At 36.8% G+C, this 22620-nt stretch carries 19 protein-coding genes and 1 pseudogene; 1 reads left to right on the top strand and 19 read right to left on the bottom strand.

Annotated features, from left to right (window positions below):
- Positions 1-36: 36 nt before the first annotated feature.
- Genes KXJ69_RS03455 through KXJ69_RS03440 form a run of 4 tightly spaced genes read right to left on the bottom strand, consistent with a single transcriptional unit; the run spans position 37 to position 6866 of the window.
- The gene (locus tag KXJ69_RS03455) at positions 37-576 is read right to left on the bottom strand and encodes a CopD family protein (RefSeq protein WP_219051308.1); all 540 of its coding nucleotides are present in this window, start codon (positions 574-576) and stop codon (positions 37-39) included.
- Positions 577-578: 2 nt separating this feature from the next.
- On the bottom strand, positions 579-3683 hold the full coding sequence (locus KXJ69_RS03450) for a VPS10 domain-containing protein (protein WP_219051306.1): 3105 nt from the start codon (positions 3681-3683) through the stop codon (positions 579-581).
- A gap of 35 nt (positions 3684-3718) precedes the next feature.
- Positions 3719-4519, bottom strand: coding sequence for an NAD(P)H-binding protein (locus KXJ69_RS03445; RefSeq protein ID WP_219051304.1), 801 nt, complete (start codon positions 4517-4519; stop codon positions 3719-3721).
- Positions 4512-6866 (bottom strand): M20/M25/M40 family metallo-hydrolase, encoded by a 2355-nt coding sequence (locus KXJ69_RS03440; protein ID WP_219051302.1) that lies wholly within the window; start codon positions 6864-6866, stop codon positions 4512-4514. Before KXJ69_RS03440 ends, KXJ69_RS03445 begins: the two co-directional genes overlap by 8 nt.
- 119 nt (positions 6867-6985) lie before the next feature.
- On the opposite strand from KXJ69_RS03440, the gene KXJ69_RS03435 reads away from it, so the two are divergent.
- Complete coding sequence (locus KXJ69_RS03435) at positions 6986-7450, top strand: CBS domain-containing protein (RefSeq protein WP_219051290.1); 465 nt, start codon at positions 6986-6988, stop codon at positions 7448-7450.
- A 4-nt stretch (positions 7451-7454) separates the two neighbouring features.
- Here the strand turns inward: KXJ69_RS03435 and KXJ69_RS03430 are convergent, their stop codons facing one another.
- The 15 genes and pseudogenes from KXJ69_RS03430 to KXJ69_RS03360 form a co-directional block, all read right to left on the bottom strand.
- A complete protein-coding gene (locus KXJ69_RS03430) occupies positions 7455-7808 on the bottom strand; it encodes a hypothetical protein (protein ID WP_219051288.1) in 354 nt (117 codons plus the stop codon).
- A 9-nt stretch (positions 7809-7817) separates the two neighbouring features.
- The gene (locus KXJ69_RS03425; RefSeq protein WP_219051286.1) at positions 7818-8738 is read right to left on the bottom strand and encodes a DUF6268 family outer membrane beta-barrel protein; all 921 of its coding nucleotides are present in this window, start codon (positions 8736-8738) and stop codon (positions 7818-7820) included.
- A gap of 120 nt (positions 8739-8858) precedes the next feature.
- Positions 8859-9668: an amidohydrolase family protein gene (locus KXJ69_RS03420; protein WP_219051284.1), complete on the bottom strand. Its 810-nt coding sequence runs from the start codon at positions 9666-9668 to the stop codon at positions 8859-8861.
- A gap of 9 nt (positions 9669-9677) precedes the next feature.
- Positions 9678-9773 (bottom strand): annotated as a pseudogene (locus KXJ69_RS03415) (DUF2200 family protein); the annotation flags it as partial.
- 23 nt (positions 9774-9796) lie between these two features.
- Positions 9797-10039, bottom strand: a complete 243-nt coding sequence (locus tag KXJ69_RS03410; protein ID WP_219051282.1) for an acyl carrier protein — start codon at positions 10037-10039, stop codon at positions 9797-9799.
- A 140-nt stretch (positions 10040-10179) separates the two neighbouring features.
- Entirely contained in the window at positions 10180-10893 is a 714-nt protein-coding gene (locus KXJ69_RS03405) for a DUF6090 family protein (protein ID WP_219051280.1), read from the bottom strand.
- A 91-nt stretch (positions 10894-10984) separates the two neighbouring features.
- Positions 10985-11794 (bottom strand): SDR family oxidoreductase, encoded by an 810-nt coding sequence (locus KXJ69_RS03400; RefSeq protein WP_219051278.1) that lies wholly within the window; start codon positions 11792-11794, stop codon positions 10985-10987.
- A 252-nt stretch (positions 11795-12046) separates the two neighbouring features.
- Positions 12047-12481 (bottom strand): DUF1801 domain-containing protein, encoded by a 435-nt coding sequence (locus KXJ69_RS03395; protein ID WP_219051276.1) that lies wholly within the window; start codon positions 12479-12481, stop codon positions 12047-12049.
- 179 nt (positions 12482-12660) lie between these two features.
- Complete coding sequence (locus KXJ69_RS03390; RefSeq protein WP_219051274.1) at positions 12661-13701, bottom strand: T9SS type A sorting domain-containing protein; 1041 nt, start codon at positions 13699-13701, stop codon at positions 12661-12663.
- Positions 13702-14281: 580 nt separating this feature from the next.
- The gene (locus KXJ69_RS03385) at positions 14282-15022 is read right to left on the bottom strand and encodes a YoaK family protein (RefSeq protein ID WP_219051272.1); all 741 of its coding nucleotides are present in this window, start codon (positions 15020-15022) and stop codon (positions 14282-14284) included.
- A 24-nt stretch (positions 15023-15046) separates the two neighbouring features.
- Complete coding sequence (locus tag KXJ69_RS03380) at positions 15047-16396, bottom strand: amidohydrolase family protein (protein ID WP_219051270.1); 1350 nt, start codon at positions 16394-16396, stop codon at positions 15047-15049.
- An 82-nt stretch (positions 16397-16478) separates the two neighbouring features.
- Positions 16479-17261 carry a Cif family virulence factor gene (locus KXJ69_RS03375; RefSeq protein WP_219051268.1) on the bottom strand — a complete coding sequence of 261 codons (783 nt, stop codon included), beginning with the start codon at positions 17259-17261 and terminating at the stop codon, positions 16479-16481.
- A 12-nt stretch (positions 17262-17273) separates the two neighbouring features.
- The gene (locus tag KXJ69_RS03370; RefSeq protein WP_219051266.1) at positions 17274-18179 is read right to left on the bottom strand and encodes a beta-propeller domain-containing protein; all 906 of its coding nucleotides are present in this window, start codon (positions 18177-18179) and stop codon (positions 17274-17276) included.
- A 108-nt stretch (positions 18180-18287) separates the two neighbouring features.
- Entirely contained in the window at positions 18288-19697 is a 1410-nt protein-coding gene (locus tag KXJ69_RS03365) for a DUF5689 domain-containing protein (RefSeq protein WP_219051264.1), read from the bottom strand.
- Between the two features lie 29 nt (positions 19698-19726).
- The gene (locus KXJ69_RS03360; RefSeq protein ID WP_219051261.1) at positions 19727-22540 is read right to left on the bottom strand and encodes a carboxypeptidase-like regulatory domain-containing protein; all 2814 of its coding nucleotides are present in this window, start codon (positions 22538-22540) and stop codon (positions 19727-19729) included.
- Positions 22541-22620: the final 80 nt, after the last annotated feature.

The raw sequence follows: 22620 nt of genomic DNA, 5'->3' as shown, positions 1-22620 counted from the left end.
ATGGTTACGGGAAGATAACAATAATTGCACCAAAACTTATTTTTTGCCTTCGCGAATGCGTTTATATAATTTATAACCCAGCATAATGAGGATAGAAAATAATATAATCCCTACGGTGCCATAAATCCAATTAAAGGCATTTTTTAAGATGACCAAAAACACCACGGCAAACAGAATAATGGTTGCTCCTTCATTAAAAATACGCATAAAATTCGAAGAGTAGTTCACCTTATCGTTTTGTAAATCCTTAAAAATGAGGTGACATTTTATATGGTAAACAATGAGCAACACCACAAACACCAACTTTACTTGCATCCATCCATCGGTGAGGTAAAAAGTACGCATGGCCAGCATCCAAATGGCAAATCCTGTGGCTAAAATCATGGAGGGCCAGGTAATAATATACCAAAGGCGTTTTGCCATGAGTTTAAGTTGTGTGCCTAGAATTTCTTTGTCTGGAGACGGCTTTTGGGAAGCTTCAATTTGGTATACAAACAAGCGTACAATATAAAAAAGCCCAGCAAACCAAGTAATCACAAAAATAAGGTGGAGGGATTTGAGGTAGTAGTATAGCATTATTATTTTTCTTCTTCAATAAATAAATAATTCAATTTCAAGGCATTAAACTGCTCGTTAAATGCCTTTATTTCGCTAGAAACCAAAATTTCAAAGTGCATTAATTCTTCATTTATTTTATCGGTTAATTCATTTTTTACCAAAATATCTTGTTGGGTAGGTGGGAAGTCATCCATACTTACCAAGCTATTTAAATGCGCCAATTTATTAGTGAGCTTTATGGGGAAGTTTAAGGGATCTTGACCGCTTCGGTTTTTAGTTTGGTACAACGCTTTTTCAATTTCAGAAAAATCTTCACTTAATGTCTTTGCCTTTTCCACCAAATCTTTCACATTGTCATTGTCTTTGTATTGCTTCTGAAAATCTTCTAATTGGGCATTAATCTTTCTAATTTTTTTGATGCTTTTATGCGCTTTATCCACCGTTTTATTAATGTCTGTAATAAAATCGAATTGCCGCTGCATCCCTGCGATATCGGTTTCCGCATTTTTGTCTGGAAGAATAGCAAAGTTTTGCGTTAGCGTTTCTTCTCCTACTTTTAAAACTACTTTATAAGTGCCTGGAACTGCTTTTGGGGCATCGGTACTTGCCCACCATAGAATCATTCCATCCAGTCGTTCTGCTCCGTCGCCTTCGGTATCCCAAACAAACATATTGCCTCCTTTTTTTACAGAAAGTTTGTCCTTTTTTCCTTTGCTACTAAAGGTTTTTATGATGTCGTTATTCATCTTTAAAAAACTCAATGTGACTTCCTTTTCGGAAGGGTCTTCCAAATTAAAATACACCATTACACCATTTGGGTGATTGGTTCCCGTGGTAAGCGAACCTTTTCTGGAACGCCCATCCATTCTGTAACTATCCTTAGGCTTAAATAGAAAGTTAGTTTTTGATTTTGCTACGGCAAGTTGATGTAATACTGTTAAATCATCAATCATCCAAAGACTTCTTCCTTGGGTGGCAACAATAAGGTTATTGTCTTTTAAGGCTAAATCTGTAATAGGTACAATCGGCAAATTCAGTTGAAAGGCTTGCCAAGATTCTCCATCGTTAAAAGAAATGTACATTCCTGCTTCCGTCCCGGCATAGAGCACTCCTTTTTGGGTTTCATCTTCACGAAGCACTCTTGTGAAGTGTTCGGCTGGAATACCGTTGGTGATTTTCTTCCAGGTTTTTCCGTAGTCGGTTGTTTTGTACAAATACGGTGCAAAATCACCCGTTTTGTATTTGGTGCCAGCAATGTAACACGTTCCCGCATCAAATCGAGAAGGCTCAATGCTATTTATCATCATCCATTCGGGCATTCCTTTTGGGGTCACATTTTCCCAAGTTTTACCGCCATTTCTTGTAATATGAACCAACCCATCGTCACTTCCTGTCCATAAAAGACCCTCGGTAATGGGAGATTCTGCTGCTGCAAAAATGGTACAATAATATTCTACGGAGGTATTATCTTGTGTGATAGGTCCACCCGAAGAACCTAATTTTGAAGGATCATTTCGGGTTAAATCGGGGCTTATTAATTCCCAACTTTCTCCTTCATTGGTGGTTTTATGTAAATGGTTAGAGGCAGTATATAATACCTTTGGGTTGTGTTTTGAAAAGAAAATAGGGAAGTTCCACTGGAAGCGATATTTCATCGCTTCGGCACCATGCCCCATGGGATTATCGGGCCATACACTCACACTACGAACAGTTCCCGTTTTATGATTATAACGCGTAAGAAATCCGTCATAGCTTCCGCCATATACAATGTCATTGTTTAGTGGGTCAATAGCAATATGAGCACTCTCTCCACCTGCTGTTGATTCCCAAACGTCTTCATCAATATTCCAGCTTTCGGTTCTGTGCGGAATTCTTAACGTTGAATTATCTTGTTGTGCGACATAAATTCGGTAAGGGAAAGAGTTATCCGTAGTAACACGATAAAACTGTGACGTTGGCTGATTGTAATAGGTACTCCACGTTTCACCACCATCGTATGTAACTTGTGCACCACCGTCATCGCCAATAATCATTCGGTTGGGGTCTTCTGGCGCAATCCAAAGGTCGTGATGATCCCCGTGTGGGGCATTATAGGTATCGAAAATTTTTCCGCCATCGGTGCTTTTATGGTAACGAACATTAAGTACATACACCGTGTTTTCGTCTTCGGTGTCGGCGTAAATTCGGGTGTAGTACCAAGCTCGTTGGCGCAAATCCCGGTCACTATTTACGTATTCCCATGTGTCACCACCGTCATCGCTTCGGTAGAGTCCGCCCTTTTCTTTGTTTTCAACAATCGCCCAAACGCGTTCGCTATTTAAAGGAGAAACGGTCACACCAATAATCCCTAGAGTATCGGATGGAAACCCACTATTTTTCGAAATTTCTTTCCAGGTTTCACCACTGTCGGTACTTTTCCAAAGGGCAGAACCCTCCCCACCACTGCTTAAGCTATAAGGGGTACGACGAACATTCCAAGTGGAGGCATACAGAATTCGAGGGTTATTTGGATCTAAAATAAGGTCTACCGCCCCGGCATTTTCATTGGCAAAAAGTTTTCGATTCCATGTTTTACCGCCATCGGTACTTTTATACACACCACGTTCTTGTGTAGGCTTGTAAATATCTCCCAATACGGCCGCATAGACTATTTGATGGTTTTTGGGGTGGGTTGCAATTCTAGGAATATGACGCCCTTTCTCCAATCCAACTTGCTTCCAAGTTTTTCCAGCATCTTCGGTTTTCCACATACCGTAGCCTGAAGATACATTCCCGCGAACCGTTTTTTCGCCACCTCCCACATAAATCACATTGGGGTCATCCACGGCAACTTCAATAGCACCAATAGAGCCTCCAAAAAAACCATCGCTTATATTTTCCCAAGTTCTTCCTCCATTTTTGGTGCGCCAAACACCGCCTCCTGTGGCACCAAAATAAAAGAGGTTGGGTTTATTAGGAACCCCAGTAACAGCAGCACTTCTACCCCCTCGAAAAGGGCCAATAAGTCTATATTCTAAGGCACTGTATAAATTTTCGCTATAGGTTTGCGCAGTAATAGTTTCTGAAACAAATATGGAAAGGGAGACAAATAACGTCCCAAAAAAGAGAGAGTAAAATCGATTCATCGCAAATAGTTTAGGAACTTTAAATATACGGAAATTTAAATGTCCATTTGAAAGGTGTATTCTAACAAATTAGGAATGGTAAGGGAATCTACTTTTTTATAGATTTCTGAAATATCTTCGGAAAAAGAGGGAGCATCCAAGTCAAGTTCTACTGCTTTTTGAACATAGTATTTCTTTTTCATAGGATGTTGCGGACTTACAGCATTAAAAATATGTCCAAAAGCATCATTTTGAATGATTTTTAAAAGTACTCCAATACAATCCTCTCGATGAATGAGATTTACCGAAGCGTTCCCGCCACTTAAATGTTCTCTTCCTGCCAAATAGCGCACGGGTTGTCTGCTTCCGCCTATAAGTCCGCCAAACCTTACAATACTGCATTTAAAATTTGAATTGAAAAAAAGCTGTTCTACTTGCAAAAGTTGTCTACCAGCTTCACTATCGGGTTTTGGAGTATTGGCTTCGGTAACATGGCCTTGTTCGTCTGAATAGACCGAAGTACTACTTATATAAATACATTTTTCGATGTTGGCTGTTTCAATTTCTTTCAAGAAATGAGTCATTTTTAAAACATAGTCTGAGCCTGTATTTCTTCGCAAACCAGGGGGAATCATGACTATTAAAATATCAATGTCTTTCAGAAAAGATTGCACACTACCTTCCACTCCTTTTTCAGAAATGGTAACAGCATACGCATCGAATCCCTTGGCTTGTAGTTTTGCTGCTTTTTCAAGCTGAGTAACACTTCCTTTTACTCGAAAACCTAAATTTTGAAGACGTTGCGCCAGAGGTAATCCAAGCCATCCTAAACCTGCAATGCCAATAGTTTTACTCATCCGCAACGGTTTTTAAAGTATCGACAACTCGTTTTTGAAGTGTTTGTCTATCAATGAGTCGTTTCATCACGATGGCATCTGTAAACACAAAGGGCTTTGTCATGGTATTTTTAGGTCTTTCGGCCATAGTGAATTGCGGGTTTTTCATTAAATCGAAAGAGTATTCCAATACATTAAAAGTGACTTCAACATCTTTTGGAACGGAGTAATTTACCTGTAATGTATCATTGGGAGAGACATAATAGCTTATTAGTCCGTTGTTTACTCTGTTACTATAAACTTTCCCAGTGCTATCTTTTGCCACGCTTTTTCCGTTGTAGGATAGTGAATTGAAAACAATACTTTTATCGGCATATAACCGTATCACATCTACCTCTCTTTTAGGATAAATGGTGAATGAAACACTTCTTTCCTCACCCAAAATAGTGTCTGTATTTACAAAGGCATCAAACTTAGGGATGTCTTTAAAAGGTGCTTCTGAAGCAAAGGTATAGCCTGTATTATATTTACTACCCGCAGCGCTTTCGACATAGTTGGAAGCTTCTTTAGGGTTGTCGCCTAAATAACCACGAGTCCAATCGTCAAGAATGTTATCGTAGGTAACCCAGTAGGCTTTTTGAGCATCGGTGTCTTGGTAATAGATTAAGCTATTAGGTTTTTGTGTGGTTTCGGTCCATTGGCTGTTAAAATGAGCACTGATAAAAAATCCAATCGCCAATATGATAAATAAGGCAGAAAACAATTTTTTATACTTGTAAAATCCTATAACTGTTAAAAGTAATCCGAAGAGCAACACCGTAAAAACACAACTAATTAAAAGCATTTCCAGCCCTAAACCTACTGGGAAAAACTGAATAAGCGGTGAAAAAATAAATACTGCAGGAACAGCTAGGAGTAGCATTAAAAGTAGGTTTGGGAACTCTTGTCTAATTAGAATCCAAAGGGATAACAAAGCGAAAAATACAGGGATTACAAAAAAAGCGGCTCCTTTTAAATAAATAGCCACCCCAATATTTATTAAAAGCCAGAAAAACAGGGGTGCAATAAGTAAATTTGAAGGGTGGATTCTTTTGGAAAACTTAGTATAAAAACCAAACGTAATGGCTAATGTTACGACCACAAAAAAGGCAATATAGGTATGACCGTTATATGTAAATCCATGCTGAATTTCTTCATAGCGAGGATATAATTTTAGGATAAGCTCCCAACCAAAATAGCCTGCCAATCCAGAAATTACAAGCGATAAAAGAAAGGGGACAAATCCTTTTGTAATGTACTGTCCAGAAAGCCTTCCGTTTTTTAATCCGTAGAAAATGAGGATAATGAAGATAACGAACGCTCCAATTGCCATAGGTAGTACCCACGAAAAGGGGTAGCTTATCATTTTCACAAAGGGTATATTTACATAGACATAGTCTTCTTCACTTTTAATTTGAGATAAATCGGCATTGGAAAAATAATGCATCAAGGGCAACAAATAACTTCCTTGATGCTGAAGCGTTTTACGGTCTAGTCGCTCGTAATTATCATTAGCGGTGTGATAATCGAAATGATCATCGATAAAGGCAAAAAACAACCCGTCAATATCTCCTTCTTCTCTTAACACCGTTGAGTCAGTATCATTTGGGAGCATTTTGTAAATGCTATACATTAACGAAGAAGCCACCGGGTATTCTGGATTAGCTTCTATAAATCCTTGAATAAGATTTTTGTTTCCTTGATTGGTTTCCACAATCATATTACTAGGGCCTCCGCTACCACGAGCTTCAAAATTTAGTGCCAAGCCCACATTTTTTGCCCAAGGGTGTTCTCTTACAAAAAGTTTTGCACCGTCCAAGCCAACTTCTTCGCCATCGGTAAAAAGGATAATAATATCATTTTTGGGTTGCTTGCCTGAGGCATTGAAAGCCCTTATAGTTTCAAGTATGGTTACAACACCACTTCCTGCATCACTCGCTCCTGGGGAAGGCACTAAAGCGCTGTCGTAGTGTGAAAAAATGAGTAATGCTTTTCCTTTTTCGATTCCTTCAATTTTTGCGAGAATGTTCACGGGTTTGTCCATGCCTCCCCATTTTTCATTGAGAATATACCCTTCCTGTGTTTCGGGTTGGAGGCCTAAGACTTTTAATTGTTCAATTAAATATTCTCGTACCCTAATGTTTTCTTCAGTTCCAATATAATGAGGTGCTTTGGCAATTTCTTTTAAAGGAATTAGGGCTCTTTCTGTGGAAAATTCGGTTTCAGGGAGTGTTGCTGGGGTGCCTTCTCGAGGCATTAGACTATAGAAACTGTAGTATATAAGACCAATGAGCAACAATAGGGATAGCGAAGCTTGTGAACGTTTCATTTATGAGAGGTTTGAATATTAAAAGTACAATTTATTAGTGAAAAGAGAATTTATTATAAACAAAGGAAATGGTTTTTCAGTTAAATTGGCTATATTTAAAAGGCTAAAAAACTGAAATTATGAGTATTAAAAGTTATATAGGGCGTCGGGTAAAGCCCAAAAAAGGGTCTTCGGAAAATATTAGGGTTTCCGATTATATGAGTACCAACCTTACTACGTTTAAACCAGACCAGTCGGTTATGGAGGTGATGAATACCCTTATTAAAAAGAAAATTTCTGGGGGTCCTGTAGTGAATGAAAAAAATGAATTAATTGGAATTATTTCTGAAGGGGATTGTATGAAACAAATTAGCCATAGCCGCTATTATAATCATCCTATGGAAGATATAAAAGTGGGCGATCATATGGTTACCGATGTTGAAACCATAGATGGCGAAATGAATGTATTTGATGCTGCCGATAAATTTTTAAGTTCTAAAAGAAGACGTTTCCCTATTGTAAAAGAAGGTAAGTTGGTAGGTTTAATAAGCCAAAAAGATGTATTAAAAGCGGCGATTACTTTAAAAGGGCATAGCTGGAAATAGTGTGCTAACTAATTTCATTTTTCACCAACAAATAGAAATCGTTGTCTAGCGGTAAATATCCTTGGTCATACACATAGTAATAAGTGCTTCCAGATTTTGTGGTGTAAGTTCCCGTAAAATAATCGAATATAAATCCGTGTTTTAAAAGGGTATTTTTGGTGACTTTGGTTTTGTCTTGTGTATTTAATGCTTCTAAAATTCGATGATTCTTCCTGAGGCGATTGTTAACCGTTCTAATAATATTTTTAGTGTCTCTGTTTAGGGCATTGTTGTGTGCATTACGACAAGCGTCGCTACAAAATTTCTTATCGGAGCGCCCAATAATTTTTTCGCCACATTCTGGACAGGTAGGATTCATATCCTAAAGTTAATCAATAATTTCAATTTTTTCTTCCACTTTTTCTAATCGAAAACGGTAAATGGCTTCAAAACGCAAAAACATTCCGTCGTTAATTTGCGGATTTAATTGCTTCCTATCGTCCCCAAAGGTAAAAGCCGAAAGGCCTAAATCAATATTATCTCCTTGCCTGTATACTTCAAAATTATTACTAGAATATCCCGCTTTTAAACGTAACAACACATTTTTTTCAAACGTATTAAATTGAACATACCCAGAAAATTCTAACGAACCTAAATCGACATATACCTTTGGGGCCAATTCTTCAGTAATATTAAAACTTCTACCAATACCATAATAATCTACCCCAAGCGTTAAGGCTTTAAAATCGTAATTGATATCTGCCGAAATGGGCATCGATATATCCATCTCAAACTTTGTATTTGGGCTGATATAATAAAAACCAAATATGGGTGTGGTAAAAAATCCGAAGGCTTCTCGCGAACCATAAGCTCCAAAACGATAGGTGAGATGTTCGTTTTTTTGATATTTGAATAAGGCAAAACCTCCTAGATAAAAATCCTTAGTAGAGATTTGCTCATAATCTGAAGATACCTTTGGAAGCAGCACTAAAGTTGAACTCCATTTATCATTGTACTGCGTTAACATTCCTATTTTTAAGGTAGTTCCGTACAAATTATTATACGGGGCATCTGGCAACAATTGCAATCTATTTTTAGTGAAAGAGACTCCACTTACAAATACATACTTATCGTTTATGGGGATAGGTACCGTAAGATCTGCTTCGAGAATGAGTACATTGGTGCTAAATTCGGTGCCCTCAAAACGGTTATCGAAGGTATGTCCATAACTAAATTTTGCGAGGTCTACATAATTTTGAGCTTGTCCAAAAAAGGAAACCAATAATAAGCAACAAAGAATCTGTTTCAACAGGAATTATTTTGGCGATAAAGATAAACTATTCATCTCTATAATTGATGAAGTGAATTGAGTGTGTAGGTAAAACTCTAATACTGCTTAAAAAGTATCTCCTAAGATAAATATATGTTCTTACAACTTAGACACATCTATTTTAAAGAGCTCGGCGGCATTTTGCCAAAGGATGCGTTCCTTTTTATCATCGGCGAGTTCTAATTGGTCCATAAATTTGAGGTAGGATTTCATATTTGATATGGGCCAATCGGTGCCGTATAATAAATACTTGGGGTCGCCAGCGTAGGTTATCATTTCTTCGATTTCTTTTTTCATATAGCGCTCAAACTTTTCTGAAAAATCTCCCAAAACCAACCCCGAAATATCTGCATAGACATTTTTGTTTTTATACACCACCTCCATACAATCTTTAATCCAAGGATTCCCCACATGGCAAATCACTATTTTTAAATCGGGGTAGTCTACAGCCAAATCGTCTATTTGTAATGGGTGCGAATACTTAACTTTTCCCGTTGGCGCATAGGTATCCCCACTATGGAACATCACAGGAACATCATACTCAATAGCCATTTCGTACATGACTTTAAGCCGTTCGTTATTGGGATAAAAAGGTTCGTAGCCAGGATAAAATTTGAGTCCTTTTATAAGTCCAGCTTCAAGGTATTCACTAATTTCCCGAAGATCTCTATGGTTGTAATGCAAATAACTTATACCAGAAACCACCCCTAAGTTATCTCGCCCTTTAATCGCTTCAACTACCTGCCGCGTACTGGGGCGGTGTTCATTCACTTTATAAGACGAAAGCACCAAAGCATAATTTACCTTGTTTTCCTGCATTGTGGTGGTAAGGAGGTCAAGACTGTCTTTGAGTGATACTACACGGTCTTCGTGGTAGTTATTAATGTGGGTGTGTACGTCTATGATCATTGTGGTTTTTTAGGAATGTAACATTTTATCCATTTTTTTGCCTTTTGCCAACTCATCCACCCATTTATCAAGATATCTCGCTTTTTGAGTTAATACATTGGTAATTTAAAAAAATAATACACACAAATCTATACTTTGGTGTACAGTTTATTTACCAAGTCACCTATAGTTTGGGCTTCTGCAAATTCTACCATGGGGGCATTAAAATCATCTAAGGATTCTAAAGTCATCATGAGAATTTCTGCCCTATCTATAGAGTTGGCTCCTAAATCTTTAAGGCTATCTGTTAGGGCAAACTCGTGGGTCTCAAATTCTGGTAATACCTCTTTAATATTTTCAACATAAATGTTAAATATGTCTTCTTTTGTCATAAAAGCGGTTGGTTTGTTTAAAGATAGGATATTAATTGATTTGAAGGAGCAATAAAAAATCCGTTAGACACGAGCGTAGCGACTGGCGTAGCAATGGCTTATAGCCATAGTTGCACATACCTGCCGCAAGCTGGCTTTCGTTATTTTATTTCATCCTCTATTAAATGCTGTATTTTTTCAATTGTCGCTATTCCACTTTTTAGTCTATTAATTCCAGAAGCAAGATTGTCACGATTTAGTTTTAAAATATTCTGTGCTTTTGACGGGCTAAGTAATATTTTGTAATCTTTTAATTCGACGGATTTCTTAAATTCGAACTCAACCATTTCATCAAATAATACAGGTAGCCAATGGTCATTAAAAGTCAATTCAATATCGTTAGTGGACTTTACCATATGCGAAGCTTCGTCATCGTAATATTTTCCAAGTAAAAATCGAAGTTTTTTGTTTGAAATTTTATCTAGCCCTTTCGATTTTATTACCTCATAGGCATTCGTTAGAGGCTGAAACCTATCAAACATTATGATGTTGCCAAGCCATATTTTAATACTGTCTTTATTTTTATCAGATACATCTGATTGTAGAATTTTTTCAGATGACGTTATGGCTTTACTAAAGTCATTTACAATATGTTTTAAAGCAAGTTTATCGATATTTATATTTTCTTGAATTTGTATAAGTATTTCCTTTTCAAACTCTCTATTCTTTTTTTCCTCGTTCAGATTGTTTATTTGCAATGCGATTAAAATTCCAATAACCACAAGCACAATTTCCCCTATGGCATACAATAGGTATTTACTAAACTTGTTTTCAGAGAGCAGTTTTTGTCTAATTTTTCTAAAGAATTTTATCACAAGCGGTTGGTTTGTCTAAAGATAGGATATTAATTGATTTGAAGTAGTAATAAAAAACCCGCGAGACACGAGCGAAGCGATTGGCAAGCAATTACTGATAGCCGTTGTTAGCCGTTGTTTTTTCTTCAAATTTGATTCTTAAATAATCTTCCCAGCTAATAATTCCTGATACTTGAGATGGATATAAGTTTATGCCTGATCTGAATATTTCATATAATTCATTCTCAATTAACTCTGATTGTATTTCATCATTTCGTTTTAAGACTTTTAAATAAATTCGACCCATTTCTTCAATTGAGAGAATTTCAGGCCCTCCTATTGTGAGAGTTGAATTTAGCGGAGTTCCAGTGGCTATTTCAATTAATGTTTTTGCTACATCCATAATGTCAATTGATTGAAATCGCAAGTTCTTTGGCACTTTAATTGGGGTTCCTCCACCTTTGTCAAAAGGTAATAGAAAATAATTAAGAACCAAATCATGAAATTGAGTGGTTCTTAAAATTGACCATGAAAAATTTGAGTCTTTGATCATATTTTCAACTTCACGTTTCGCCTGGTAATATGGATACGAACTTTTATCAATTCCAACAATAGAAATGTAAACTAAATGTTTTGGCTGAAATTTGTTCACATGGGATAGTAAATTTTTGGTGCCCTCAATATCTATAGCGTTCGGATTTAGTGGATTAGTTGCGCAATGTATAATTATATCAGAACCTGAAACTGCTTCTTTGAGGCTATCTTTAATTGTTAAGTTTCCTTTAAAAATTTTAACCGAATACGGGAGATCAGGGGCATTCGATGAGCTCAAAACACTTGTATGGAAGCCTTTTCGAATTAATAAATTAACTATTGCTCTACCAAGAGTTCCTGTTCCACCGGTTACTAAAACTTTGTTCATTCTAATTTCAATAATAGGTTAAAAACCTGCATTCTTATAACCGCTAACGTTTCGTGTATGGTTTCGTGCGGATTTTAAGCCGAAGCGCCTTGTGCAAGGATGAGCCGATAAGGTGAAAAATCCGATAGAAAAAAAAGTGCGCTGCTGAGTGACGCGAATTTTTCCGTTAACGAAATATACAAATATTATCTCGATCGCCCTCTTAACCAACCATGCGTAGCATAAACTATACATGTTGTTGGCTGGTCGTTGTTAATTTCTAAAAGCACATTCATGATGTTCATTCAGATATTTAATTGTTTCTTCAGATAGTTTTTCCACGACAGAAATATTAATATCAGAGAGTTTCTTAAAATAAATGCATGCTTTTCCCATTTTGTATTTACCAAGATCTTTTAGTACTCTTTTGCTCTTCTCAGTTTGAGAATATACATAGAGTGAAAATTGTGTTTTTCGTGGCGAGAAACCAAGCAAAGGAGCGTCTCCTTCATGACCACTAGCATATTTATAGTGGTAGCTTCCAAAACCAATAATTGTAGGTCCCCACATTTTTGGCTCAAAACCTGTCCATTTACTCATTAATTTTATTAATTCATGACTATCAGATTTCTTTTGATCGCTGTCAACATAAGATTCAATAAATTCAAAGACATTTACTTCCGTTTCGGTGGTTTTATTTTTAGCCATTTCTATAATTGTTTTAATGTGCTTTACAATGCATGCCAACGGTTTCGGCTATGATTTCGGCGTGAAAAATTCAGTGGAATTTTCAGAGGTGAAATCAGCTTTCATAAAAGTACGTTTTTTTCGGAGAAAAAAACTGCCACGCTGAATTATAGGCATTGTTGGCAAATCGTAATTAACAATTATTTTTTAATGAACTTTACCACTTTATAATCATCTATCTTTAGTAGATAAAAGCCAGAGTTCAAATCGTCAACAGATAATTTGTCTAATGGATTAATAATGCTAATTTTGATTAATCGACCTTCTAAATCGTAAATTTCGGCTGTTACAGATTTATCTAAACCATTAATAGTTAAATCAGTTGATACAGGATTTGGATAAATACTAATATTCTCAAAATCATTTTCAGAAACACTTAATGAAATAGGTAAAGAATTTATATCAATTTTTGAGATTTTATTGGCATCATACTGGGTGAAATATAAATCTTCTCCAATGACTATCATTCCAATCGGACCATTAATCCCTTCGATTTGTGTGACTAATCCATTTGTTTGATCGTATTTAGAAATTTTATCTTCGAAAATGTAAGAAATATAAATATCATTTTCATAAACTATTATATCACTTGCAATTCCTCCTGTATTAGTAACTAATTCTGTTGTAGGATCTATGTCAGTAATATTAATACTCATTACTTTTGAACCATCTTGTGCCATAATATAGAGAATATCTCCATCTAACCATAATTCTCTGGGGTCTTGTACTGTCACAACCAATTCTATTGTTGGGTTTGAGTCGTTGATATTTACTTTCGAAATCTTATCTCCCCATCGTTCAGAAATATACAATTCAGTACCTATTAATAACAAGCCATCAGGGTGATTGAGTCCTGTCATAAATTGTGTTGGGGTAGGATTAGGGTCATTTAAATCAATTTCATATATAATTGGGTTATTATATACTGTATAAAATAGGCGATTTTGATAAATCAAAATATCATAAAGATTATTTCCAACATCGTATATAAACTCTGGCTGCGGATTTGGATCATTTACGTCTATTTTTGATATTATGCCATCTGTGTATTCTACAAAATATAAATCATCTCCTGATAATTCAAATTCATTAGGGTGTGTTATTCCGGTAATTACATCAATTATTTGGGCACCAGCGAAATTAAAATGAATAAGCAGAAATATTACGAATATCTTTTTCATACGCATAAGTTTTTATGTTTGCCAACTTGTTATATCGTTACATTTATTACTGATATCCCGTAAATAAGTCAGGTTATCATAATTTTTTTGTTGCTGTTATCCCGCAACTTATCCCAAAGATAACAATTTTACCCCTTGCGCATCACTTCTTTAAGCGTGGCTAATTGTGCGTTAAGTAGTTTATTTTCTTGCCGTAGGTATTTTTTTTGTTTAGTATAGCGTAATCATTTTTATTAGGTTGGTTGTTAATTTTATTAATAGTTAACCTAACAGCTATTAGGTTAGTAATTAAGTTTATTAGTCTTATATTTAATTATATTCATCATAAACCTAAAATAGATTAGGCTTGTATTTAATAGTATTAACAATTAGCCTTACGGGTATTAGGGTATCATTTAATAGTATTAGGTTGATATTTAACTTTATTAAGTGAGAACCTAATTTTTAGGTTTTGGGGAGTCACAAAAAAAGGACAACGGTGTGTCCGTAAAAAAAGCGACGTTTTTTTAAGTGGGGAGATCGTCCTACTTACTTCCATGATTTTTATCAGGATTTTTCCTGCGGGTAGGGTAAAAATTTCTTACCTATTTTTATGTTGTTGGTATTTTCTTCGGGTTTTAATCATTCTAAAACGGAGGTCGTCGTAAAATAAACTACCTAGTAATACTAAGGCGGCAAGTAGTAGGGTGTTGAGCTTTAGTTCTAGTTTGGTAAAGAGAAATCCGCCCACCAAGCCTCCCAAAAAGAAAAAACAAATAATATAGCTTCGTAATTTTATGGTGGCTATAAGGTGTTTTTTGTCTGGGTGGTTTTTTGGGAAAAAGAGCTGCGAGAGTTCTATCCCCAAATCTGTAAAGAGTCCTGTAAGGTGAGTGGTACGCACAATGGCGCCCGAAATTTTGGTAACAAACGAGTTTTGTAACCCCATAGCAAAAAGCAACACACAGGCAATAACATTAGGGTAATATTGTAAAAAGAAATTGCTGGCTAAGGCTACAAAAACCAAAAGCACTACTTCTAGTAAGGTAGGGAGTACAAAAACATTGAGTTTTTTGGTGCTGTTATAATTTTCTATTAAAAAACTAGAGGTAAAGGAACCTAATAAAAAGGAAAGAATATAGACAAGAAACACGGTGCCTTCCCACACTTTTACATTAGAAACGTCATTAATAAAAAGGGCAAAGTGGCCTGTGACGTTGGTGGTGAGTTGGTGTATGGCCAAAAATCCTGCTACGTTTACAATGCCTGCTACAAAAGATAAGACGGTGGCAATACGAAGATTGTGCTGTAGCGTTCTGCTTTTGCCTTGGTGTCTAAACATAGGTGTGAGATGCGTTATATTAAACTAGTAGGTAATTCGCTTTTGTATTTTCCCATTTTTTACAACTGTATTAATAGAGAGTGTATTTTTTATAGTATTTAAAGGATTTTTATCTAGTAGAATCATATCTGCAAATTTACCTTTTTCAATGGTACCTTGGGTGTCTATAACGTTAAGCATTTTTGCGGCATTATGGGTGCCCATTTTTATAATGTCTAGGGGTTTCATTCCCCCAAGTTCCAAAAGCTGCATTTCTTCGTGAATACTATAGCCACAAAAGTTGAAATCATTTCCAGTGTCCGATCCTAATACCATATTAACCCCCATTTCATTAAGAAACTGTATGTCTTCTACTTGAGGTTTCATAAAAGCTGAAAGCGTACCTTCTTCTAGGTTGTATTCTTCTTTTAAAATTTCTATATAAAAAGAGGCTCTTTCAACTCTTTCTTCAGTGAGTTCATTTTTCATTTCCTTGTATATAGGAAGCATCTCTTTAGCTTCTAACCATTCTGGATGTACAGGATACAGAAAAGATTTGTCAATCATAAGCGTGGTAACCCAAGACCCATTTCTATTTTTAATTTGTTGAATAAGGTTTAAATGCGCATTGTTATTGGGGTCTATGTTTACTCCAGTAAAATGTACAAGATTTTGTACACCTCCTTGAATAGCCATTTCCAATTCTGTATTATCACTTACATGAGCAAACACCTCTAATTTATATTTAGATGCTTCTTTTACCGTCTTATTAATAAATTCTTGGGGCATGCGTTCTACAAAGGGAGGGGCTGGACCATCTTCAATGGTTAGTTTAATTCCTACAATGGGATATTTTGAAACTTGCTTTATAAGTGTTTCAATTTGAAGCGTGTCTCTTAAATAAAATATAGATTCTCCGTCGCGCCAGTTGCTACTTGAATATGTTTTTGAAGGATGCCGCCCTTCCATGCTAAAATGCTGGCTTGTGTGAAAAACTCTAGGAGAAGGAATAGAATCTTGGTTGCCTTGATCTCGCATAGCAGCATAGTACTGGTTTGTACACAAACTCCCACCTGTAATAAAGACTGAAGTGACACCATAATGCATAAACCTTGGAAAATCATTTTCAAAATCACTGGTATGCACATGGCAATCAAACAATCCAGGAATTACATATTTTCCAGTGCCATCAATCACTTTTTGGGTTTGATTAATTTTATTTGAATTGATAGAATGAATGGTATTCCCCTTAATGTAAATGTTTTGTCCGTTTTTTATTTCGGCACCTGTACCGTCAATAATACTAACATTAGAAATAATTAAATCGAATTCTGGTTCTTGTGTTGATGTACATGCGGTAAGTAGCATCAAGAATAGTAATAAAACTGTTTTCATGGCTTGTAAATTTTACCTTTCTCAAAGGTACATAATTAACTGTTTTTCAGCGTCATAAAAATGAGGTGTATAGAGTTCTTCTTTATATGTTAGAATCTACCAACACCTTCCAAGTACCTTGAGAATCTTTTTGCCAGATAATAATGTATTTACCGTTGTAGCTGCCGCTGCATTGCCCTATCTCAAAAGCGAGGGTGGGGGTCACCATTTCTAGATGAAGCGGGCTAAGGGAGAGGGTGTATTGTGGGTTGTTCATATACCCGTATTCTTTTGCCACAGCATCCACACCCACCACCACAGGCTTATGATTGTAATACACGGTGTTAATTGCATATAATTCTGAAACCAACGCCAAGGCATCGTGCGCATTGCACAACGCAATCCATTGGTTTCTGCGTACTTCAATTTGTGGGTCTATGGGGAGGTTGTTTTCGGCTTTTGCAATACTCTCAAATTCGCGTTTATTGGAAGCTTGGGTGTTCCGTATAATCACATGTTTATAGGTATCCCCATTTTCTAAAGTAAATGTGCCCATTTCATAATCGTACACACTATTGGCTTGCGTTTTATAGAGCGTTTCTATGGAGGTGATGCTTACTTCCTTTTTTGAATAATAGTGTTCAATGGCATCGGCAATTTCAAAAACTTCTCCTGTGCTTCTTACTTTAACAGCATTGTTGGTGTAGAGCGTTGCCAGCGAATCCATTTGTTGGGTAGCGATATAGCACGCCCAAAGCGCATTTTTATTTTGTTTTACTGAAGATGCTTCGCAATTTTGAACACTAGCTTCAGATATTTGAGAATAGGATTTACACCCTATTGTTATCATAAAAATAAAGAAGAAAATATGGGGAACGTTTTTCATGCTAAAAGATTATTAATTCCAATCGGGAGATTCATTTCTTCCTTGAGTGCTTGTTAACTGAATACGTTCCTTAGTGCGTATGTTAATTTTGAAGAGATTGTACACTCCCTTACTTCCTGCGGTATATACGAGCCAGTTGCCATCTGGCGACCAGCTTGGGGAGTAGCATTCTAGTTCGGTTTGGGTAAGATTGGTAACATGGTCGCCATTGGCATCCATAAGGTAAATGTCCCATCCATTTTCATTTAATCCGTAGAAAGCAATCTTATTCCCATCTGGCGAATAGACCGCTCCAGAATCGTAGCCGTCCTTATGTGTTAATCGGGTAACATTGCTACCGTCTTTATTCATTCTAAAAATTTCTCCATTGGCTGCGTGTGAGGTATCTGTGGAATCACGAAGTTGTCTTGTAAATAATAGAAATGCTCCGTCTGGCGACCAACTGGGGCTTTCTTCGTAGGCATCATTTTTGGTAAGGGCTTTTACGTTAGACCCGTCACTTTTCATTAGGTACACATCCTTGCTTAACGAATCGCGATCACTCATAAAAGCCACCCAAGCACCATCGGGAGAAGGAACAGGGATTACATCATTACCATGGTGATTGGTAAGCTGGGTGAGTTTTTTAGACAGGGTATCCAGTTTATAAATTTCAGAATTTCCCGTACGATTCGAATAAAAATACACTTCCCCTAGGTTGGACCAAGCAGGGGTGAAGTCCAACGAATCGTGTTGTGACATATTTTGTAATTGGGTGCCGTCGTCATTCATACTATACACCTCGGCGTTGCCATCCCTATTGGTGACGAAGGTGATTTTGCTTTTTACTTTCTCTGAAACCGAATCGCTTTCTTTAGTTTCTGAATTTTTACAGGAAACGAAAACGAAAAGTATAACTATATATCTGAAGAATCCCATAGCTGTTTTTTAATTGATGCCTTTCCCAAAGATACTGAATTACCCTTTAGGTTATAAAAAAAGGACGCCCAAGAGCGTCCTTTAAATAATTATATTTTGTTGAAAATCTTAGTTCCCTGTGATTTCGATATTGTCTATATGGTAACGGGTAGTAGCATTAGGGTCGCTACCTTCGTATAAGAAAGCAATGTTTACAGTTCCTTCAAGACACGAAATGTTTACTGGACCTACCGATTGGAAACTTCCAAATCCACCAGCTGGACCACTTGGGATATCGACATCAAGTTCTTGCCAAGTTGCTGTAGTAACATCGCCCGTAAAGTTGGTAGAGAATACCACACTTAAAATGGTTCCGTTATCGAAATTGGTTTGGATATCCATAAACAATTCTTCTTCGGTGGTGGCATCCATATCAATACTTGGTGTTACTAACCAAGTTTCAATAGTGCTTTCGCCACTGTTAAATCCAGAAATTTGGGCATAGTTGGTACCATCAAAATTACCTATAACCCAAAGTGTTCCCCCTCCATTTACATTTACGTTGGTCCACCCTGCATTTACATAGTCTTCTATAGCATTGAATTGCTCAAAGTTTTCACTCCAAAATACATTTCCACCACCACTTGGGCCATCACAACTAAAGGTGTCTGGATCACAACGGTTGGTGTCGTCAAGGTTTACATCACTTAATCCATTTACGGTTACAATAAAGTAATCGTCAAAGAAATCACGGGTTAAAATAGCATCTATGGTTCCTCTTCCTGTTGCTAATTCTTGCGATTTAAAACTGGCAAAAGTACTGGTACTAAAAATAGTGGTAGCTCCAGTTGCACAGCTTTCAAGAATACGCTCTCCATCAAACTCATCGCTTGCTTCTCCAGCATAAGTTAATGGGTTACTTCCTAGTGCTTGGCTACGTACAAATTGCACATCGGTTAAACGTACAAACAAGTTGGTTTTGTCTTCAGAAAAATCTGAAAAGTTTAAAGGCAACGGAACAATTTCGGCTACCATAGCATCTCTTTTTATAAAGGTATCCATTTGAGATTCGGCAATGGGTTCGATGCTTCCAGCGCTTTCAATACCTAAGGTAAGCACACCGTTTTCTATACCAACACTAAGACCATTAAGTGCTACGTAGACTCTTCTTCCGAAGTCATAACGACCAAATAAAGGGTTAGAGTCTATCACCAATTTTACCCCTGTAGTAGGGTTAGAAGCTTTATCTTGAAGGATTACTTCTTCAAAAAAGTTTCCAGTTTCATCGGTAGAGATCACATACCCTTCTAAGAATTTTCCAGCGAAATCTTCATTAAAGGTAAGGGTTGCATTTCCATTGGTAGCTAGTTCTTGTTCCCAAGCACTTCTTAGGGAATTTATAGTTACAATATCTGTAGCAGGGATATTTAGTTCTGTGGCATCGCCATTAGGGATACCAAATTCATCATCCTGAACACAGGATACAAAGCTTACTACGGCTAGTAGTAGAATTAAAGTATTTATTTTTAAGTTTTTCATTTTACTGAATTTTGTTTTTATCAAATTTTTTAGAATCGAACGTAAAGGTTAAGATAGTAAGTGGTTCCATTTCCGAAGAAATAACGGTTGCCAAACAATGGACCGCCTGTATTAGATTGTTCTTCCAGCTGTTGTTGGTAATTGGATCTACGGGAATCTTCAAAACCACCAGTTTTGTACTCTTGGTCTAATACGTTATTAATAGTAGCAAAGAAACCAACATAGTAGTCTTTAATCTTCCAAGATTTTCCACCTACAATGTTTACTAAAAAGTAATCGTCTAGTTGTTCTTGTTGTAATAATTGGTTGGCTACTTCTGGGTCATAATCTGCAAATACCTGTAGGTCTGTGTCCAACGCAAAGTCTTCACTTCTGCGTAAGGAACTAACATCTACATACGCATTTGAGAAGTAGTTGGTAGTAGCTCCTACCCACCAGAAATCTGGATCACGGTATTCAAAACCAATTTGGTAGGCTCTTTCGGGGCCTCCCGCTACGTGATAGTTTTCTAAGTAAACGGTTCTCTTTCCTCTAGCTTCTAAATCGTTTCCTTCAACAAAACCATCGTTAGGGTCAAAGTCGTAATCGTCTCCAGAAAGATAAATAGTGGCGTTGTCTGTATAGATGTTTTGCCCTACGGAAGCCGCAGCTTTTACTAAAAATGTGGGTGTTACTTGGGCTTCAATTCCCATTTCAACCCCTACATTTCTCTTTTCAATTCCTTGTACAATCTCCTGAACAAAGGCACTGTTGTCTTCTGTTCCAAAAGCATTTTGAGTAAAGAAGAATCCAATTTCGGTAGCATCTTGAAAGCCTGCATAAAATCCTGTAACTCTCGCTTTTACTATTGGGGAACGATAGATATAACTTAAGTCTGCGCTTTGTATTTTTTCTTCCGTTAAGTTATCTACTATGTCGTTATTTTGTCTTGCGTTTGCAAAAGTATTACGTAAGGTGGGCGCATTGGTATAATACCCTCCATTAAAATCGATAAGGTGACGCCCTGTTACTTTATAGGTTAATCCACCTTTTGCACCAAAGTTGGTGAAGGTTACTTCCTCACTATCTCCTAAAGAACGATTCCCCTCGGCAAAATATCCATTTTGAAAAATACCGGTTCTTTGGTAGGATGTGTTGGAAGCATTTAGTCCTAAATAGAAATCTACTTCGCTGTATTTAAACTGCGCTTGTGCAAATCCTGAAAGGACCGTTGCACCTAATTCATAATTGTATTTGTAAGCATCTCCTACTTGTGCAATCCTATTTGGATTTTGAACATCACTTTGTGCAAAGGATGGTGTAGGCCCAGAATAGAATCTATCGAAATCTTCAAAGCCAGTCCCTCCTAATAAATCGGTTATTTCTGCAAAGTTTTCACTTTTTAGACTTCTATAATTTAAAGTTCCGTTTAGGGTGATGTTTTCAGTAATGGCAGAAGATATTATTGAGTTAAATGTTAATTGCGTGTCATCTACTCTATCATCTTGAAGCACATAACTTGAATATCCAGTAGCACTGTTTAGATTAGTTTGATAGATATTGTTCCAATCTATTTGTCCATCATTAATAAATTCTTGTTCGGCTAAATAAGCTTGTTGGTAATCGTAAGAGGTTGGCGATGGGAAACGCAAGAAATAACTTGGCATTCTTTGGTAATAGTTTCCAAAAGGATTTCTGTTATCTCCATTGTCTATACGAGAATTCCCAATTTTTCCAAATTGATACGCAATGTTGGTATTCAATCTAGTTTTGTCGCTAATATTCCAATAATGGTTAAGCATAATAACAGGTTCTTCGATATCTCGTTCTCTACTGTTACGTATTTCACCGTCTTGGTATCCCCAATTGGGGTTGTATTTAATGCCTTTTAAATCTTTTGCTTCTTGTGTAATCGCAGTAGAACGTCCTCTGCGATTGGGTGTGTAAAAAGCGGTAAGGTTAAGGCTATGGTCGTCATTCAGTTTTTTCTCTACGGAAGCAAAAAAGGAGTTGGCATCGTATAAGGTTCCATCTTGAAAGCCTTCTTCTCCAAATCGTCTTGAAGCTAACACTGCATATGCCCAACCATTTTGGGTCATTCCGCTGTTATAAGAACCCATAATACGTCCTGTATAGCTTCGGTTTGCCGCAGCATAAGACACGCGGCCACCTTTGCGGTATTGAGAAGCTCTCATAACAATATTGGTTGTCCCTGCAAGGCCACCAAAAGTGTAATCGTTAGCCTTCAAGCCCATAGAGAACTCTCTATTTCGTTGTGCGTCATTTAAGCCTCCCCAGTTACTCCATTGTGGGCGACCGTTAAACTGCTTGTTCATTTCAATACCATTAATAAGCACTTTTCCATGTTCGCTGTCAAGTCCTCTCGGTCTAAAAAACGTCGCACTAAAATCGAATGCGGCCGCATCTAAAAAGGTATCGTTTGTGGCTTGTAATAAACCCGATACATTATACGAAGTGCCTTCGTCTTCATTTAATTCGTTGTCTGAAAGACTAATAATACCAATTTGGGCTTCCACTTCCGATAAATCTAGCTGAAGTAAAATAAGGTCCAAATCGACTGTTTTTCCATTTTGAATGGTAATGGGAATACGCTGCAGTATATAATCAGCTTTATTCACAATTAACACCTGCTCTCCCTGTGGCAGATTGTTACTAGTAATAGAAAATGATCCTTCGCTATCTGTTTCGGTATTAAATACACTACTCAAAATACGTATTTCCACACCGGGAACAGCTTCGTTAGAATTAGCATCTACCACTTTCCCTTTTACCGTAGCATCTTGAGCAAGCATGGAAAATACCCCCACTGTGCCTAGGAAAAAGGTTAAAATGAATTGTTTCATCCTGTTTTCTTGTTTTTAATTTTAAATAAACGTTATAATTCGCGTGCAAAACTACATTTTTTAAATGAAATAAGTAATTT

This window comes from Halomarinibacterium sedimenti, assembly GCF_019312585.1.
Classification (GTDB): domain Bacteria; phylum Bacteroidota; class Bacteroidia; order Flavobacteriales; family Flavobacteriaceae; genus Halomarinibacterium; species Halomarinibacterium sedimenti.
The sequence above is the reverse complement of the archived record's forward strand: the minus strand, read 5'-3'. Positions and strand labels throughout refer to the sequence as shown.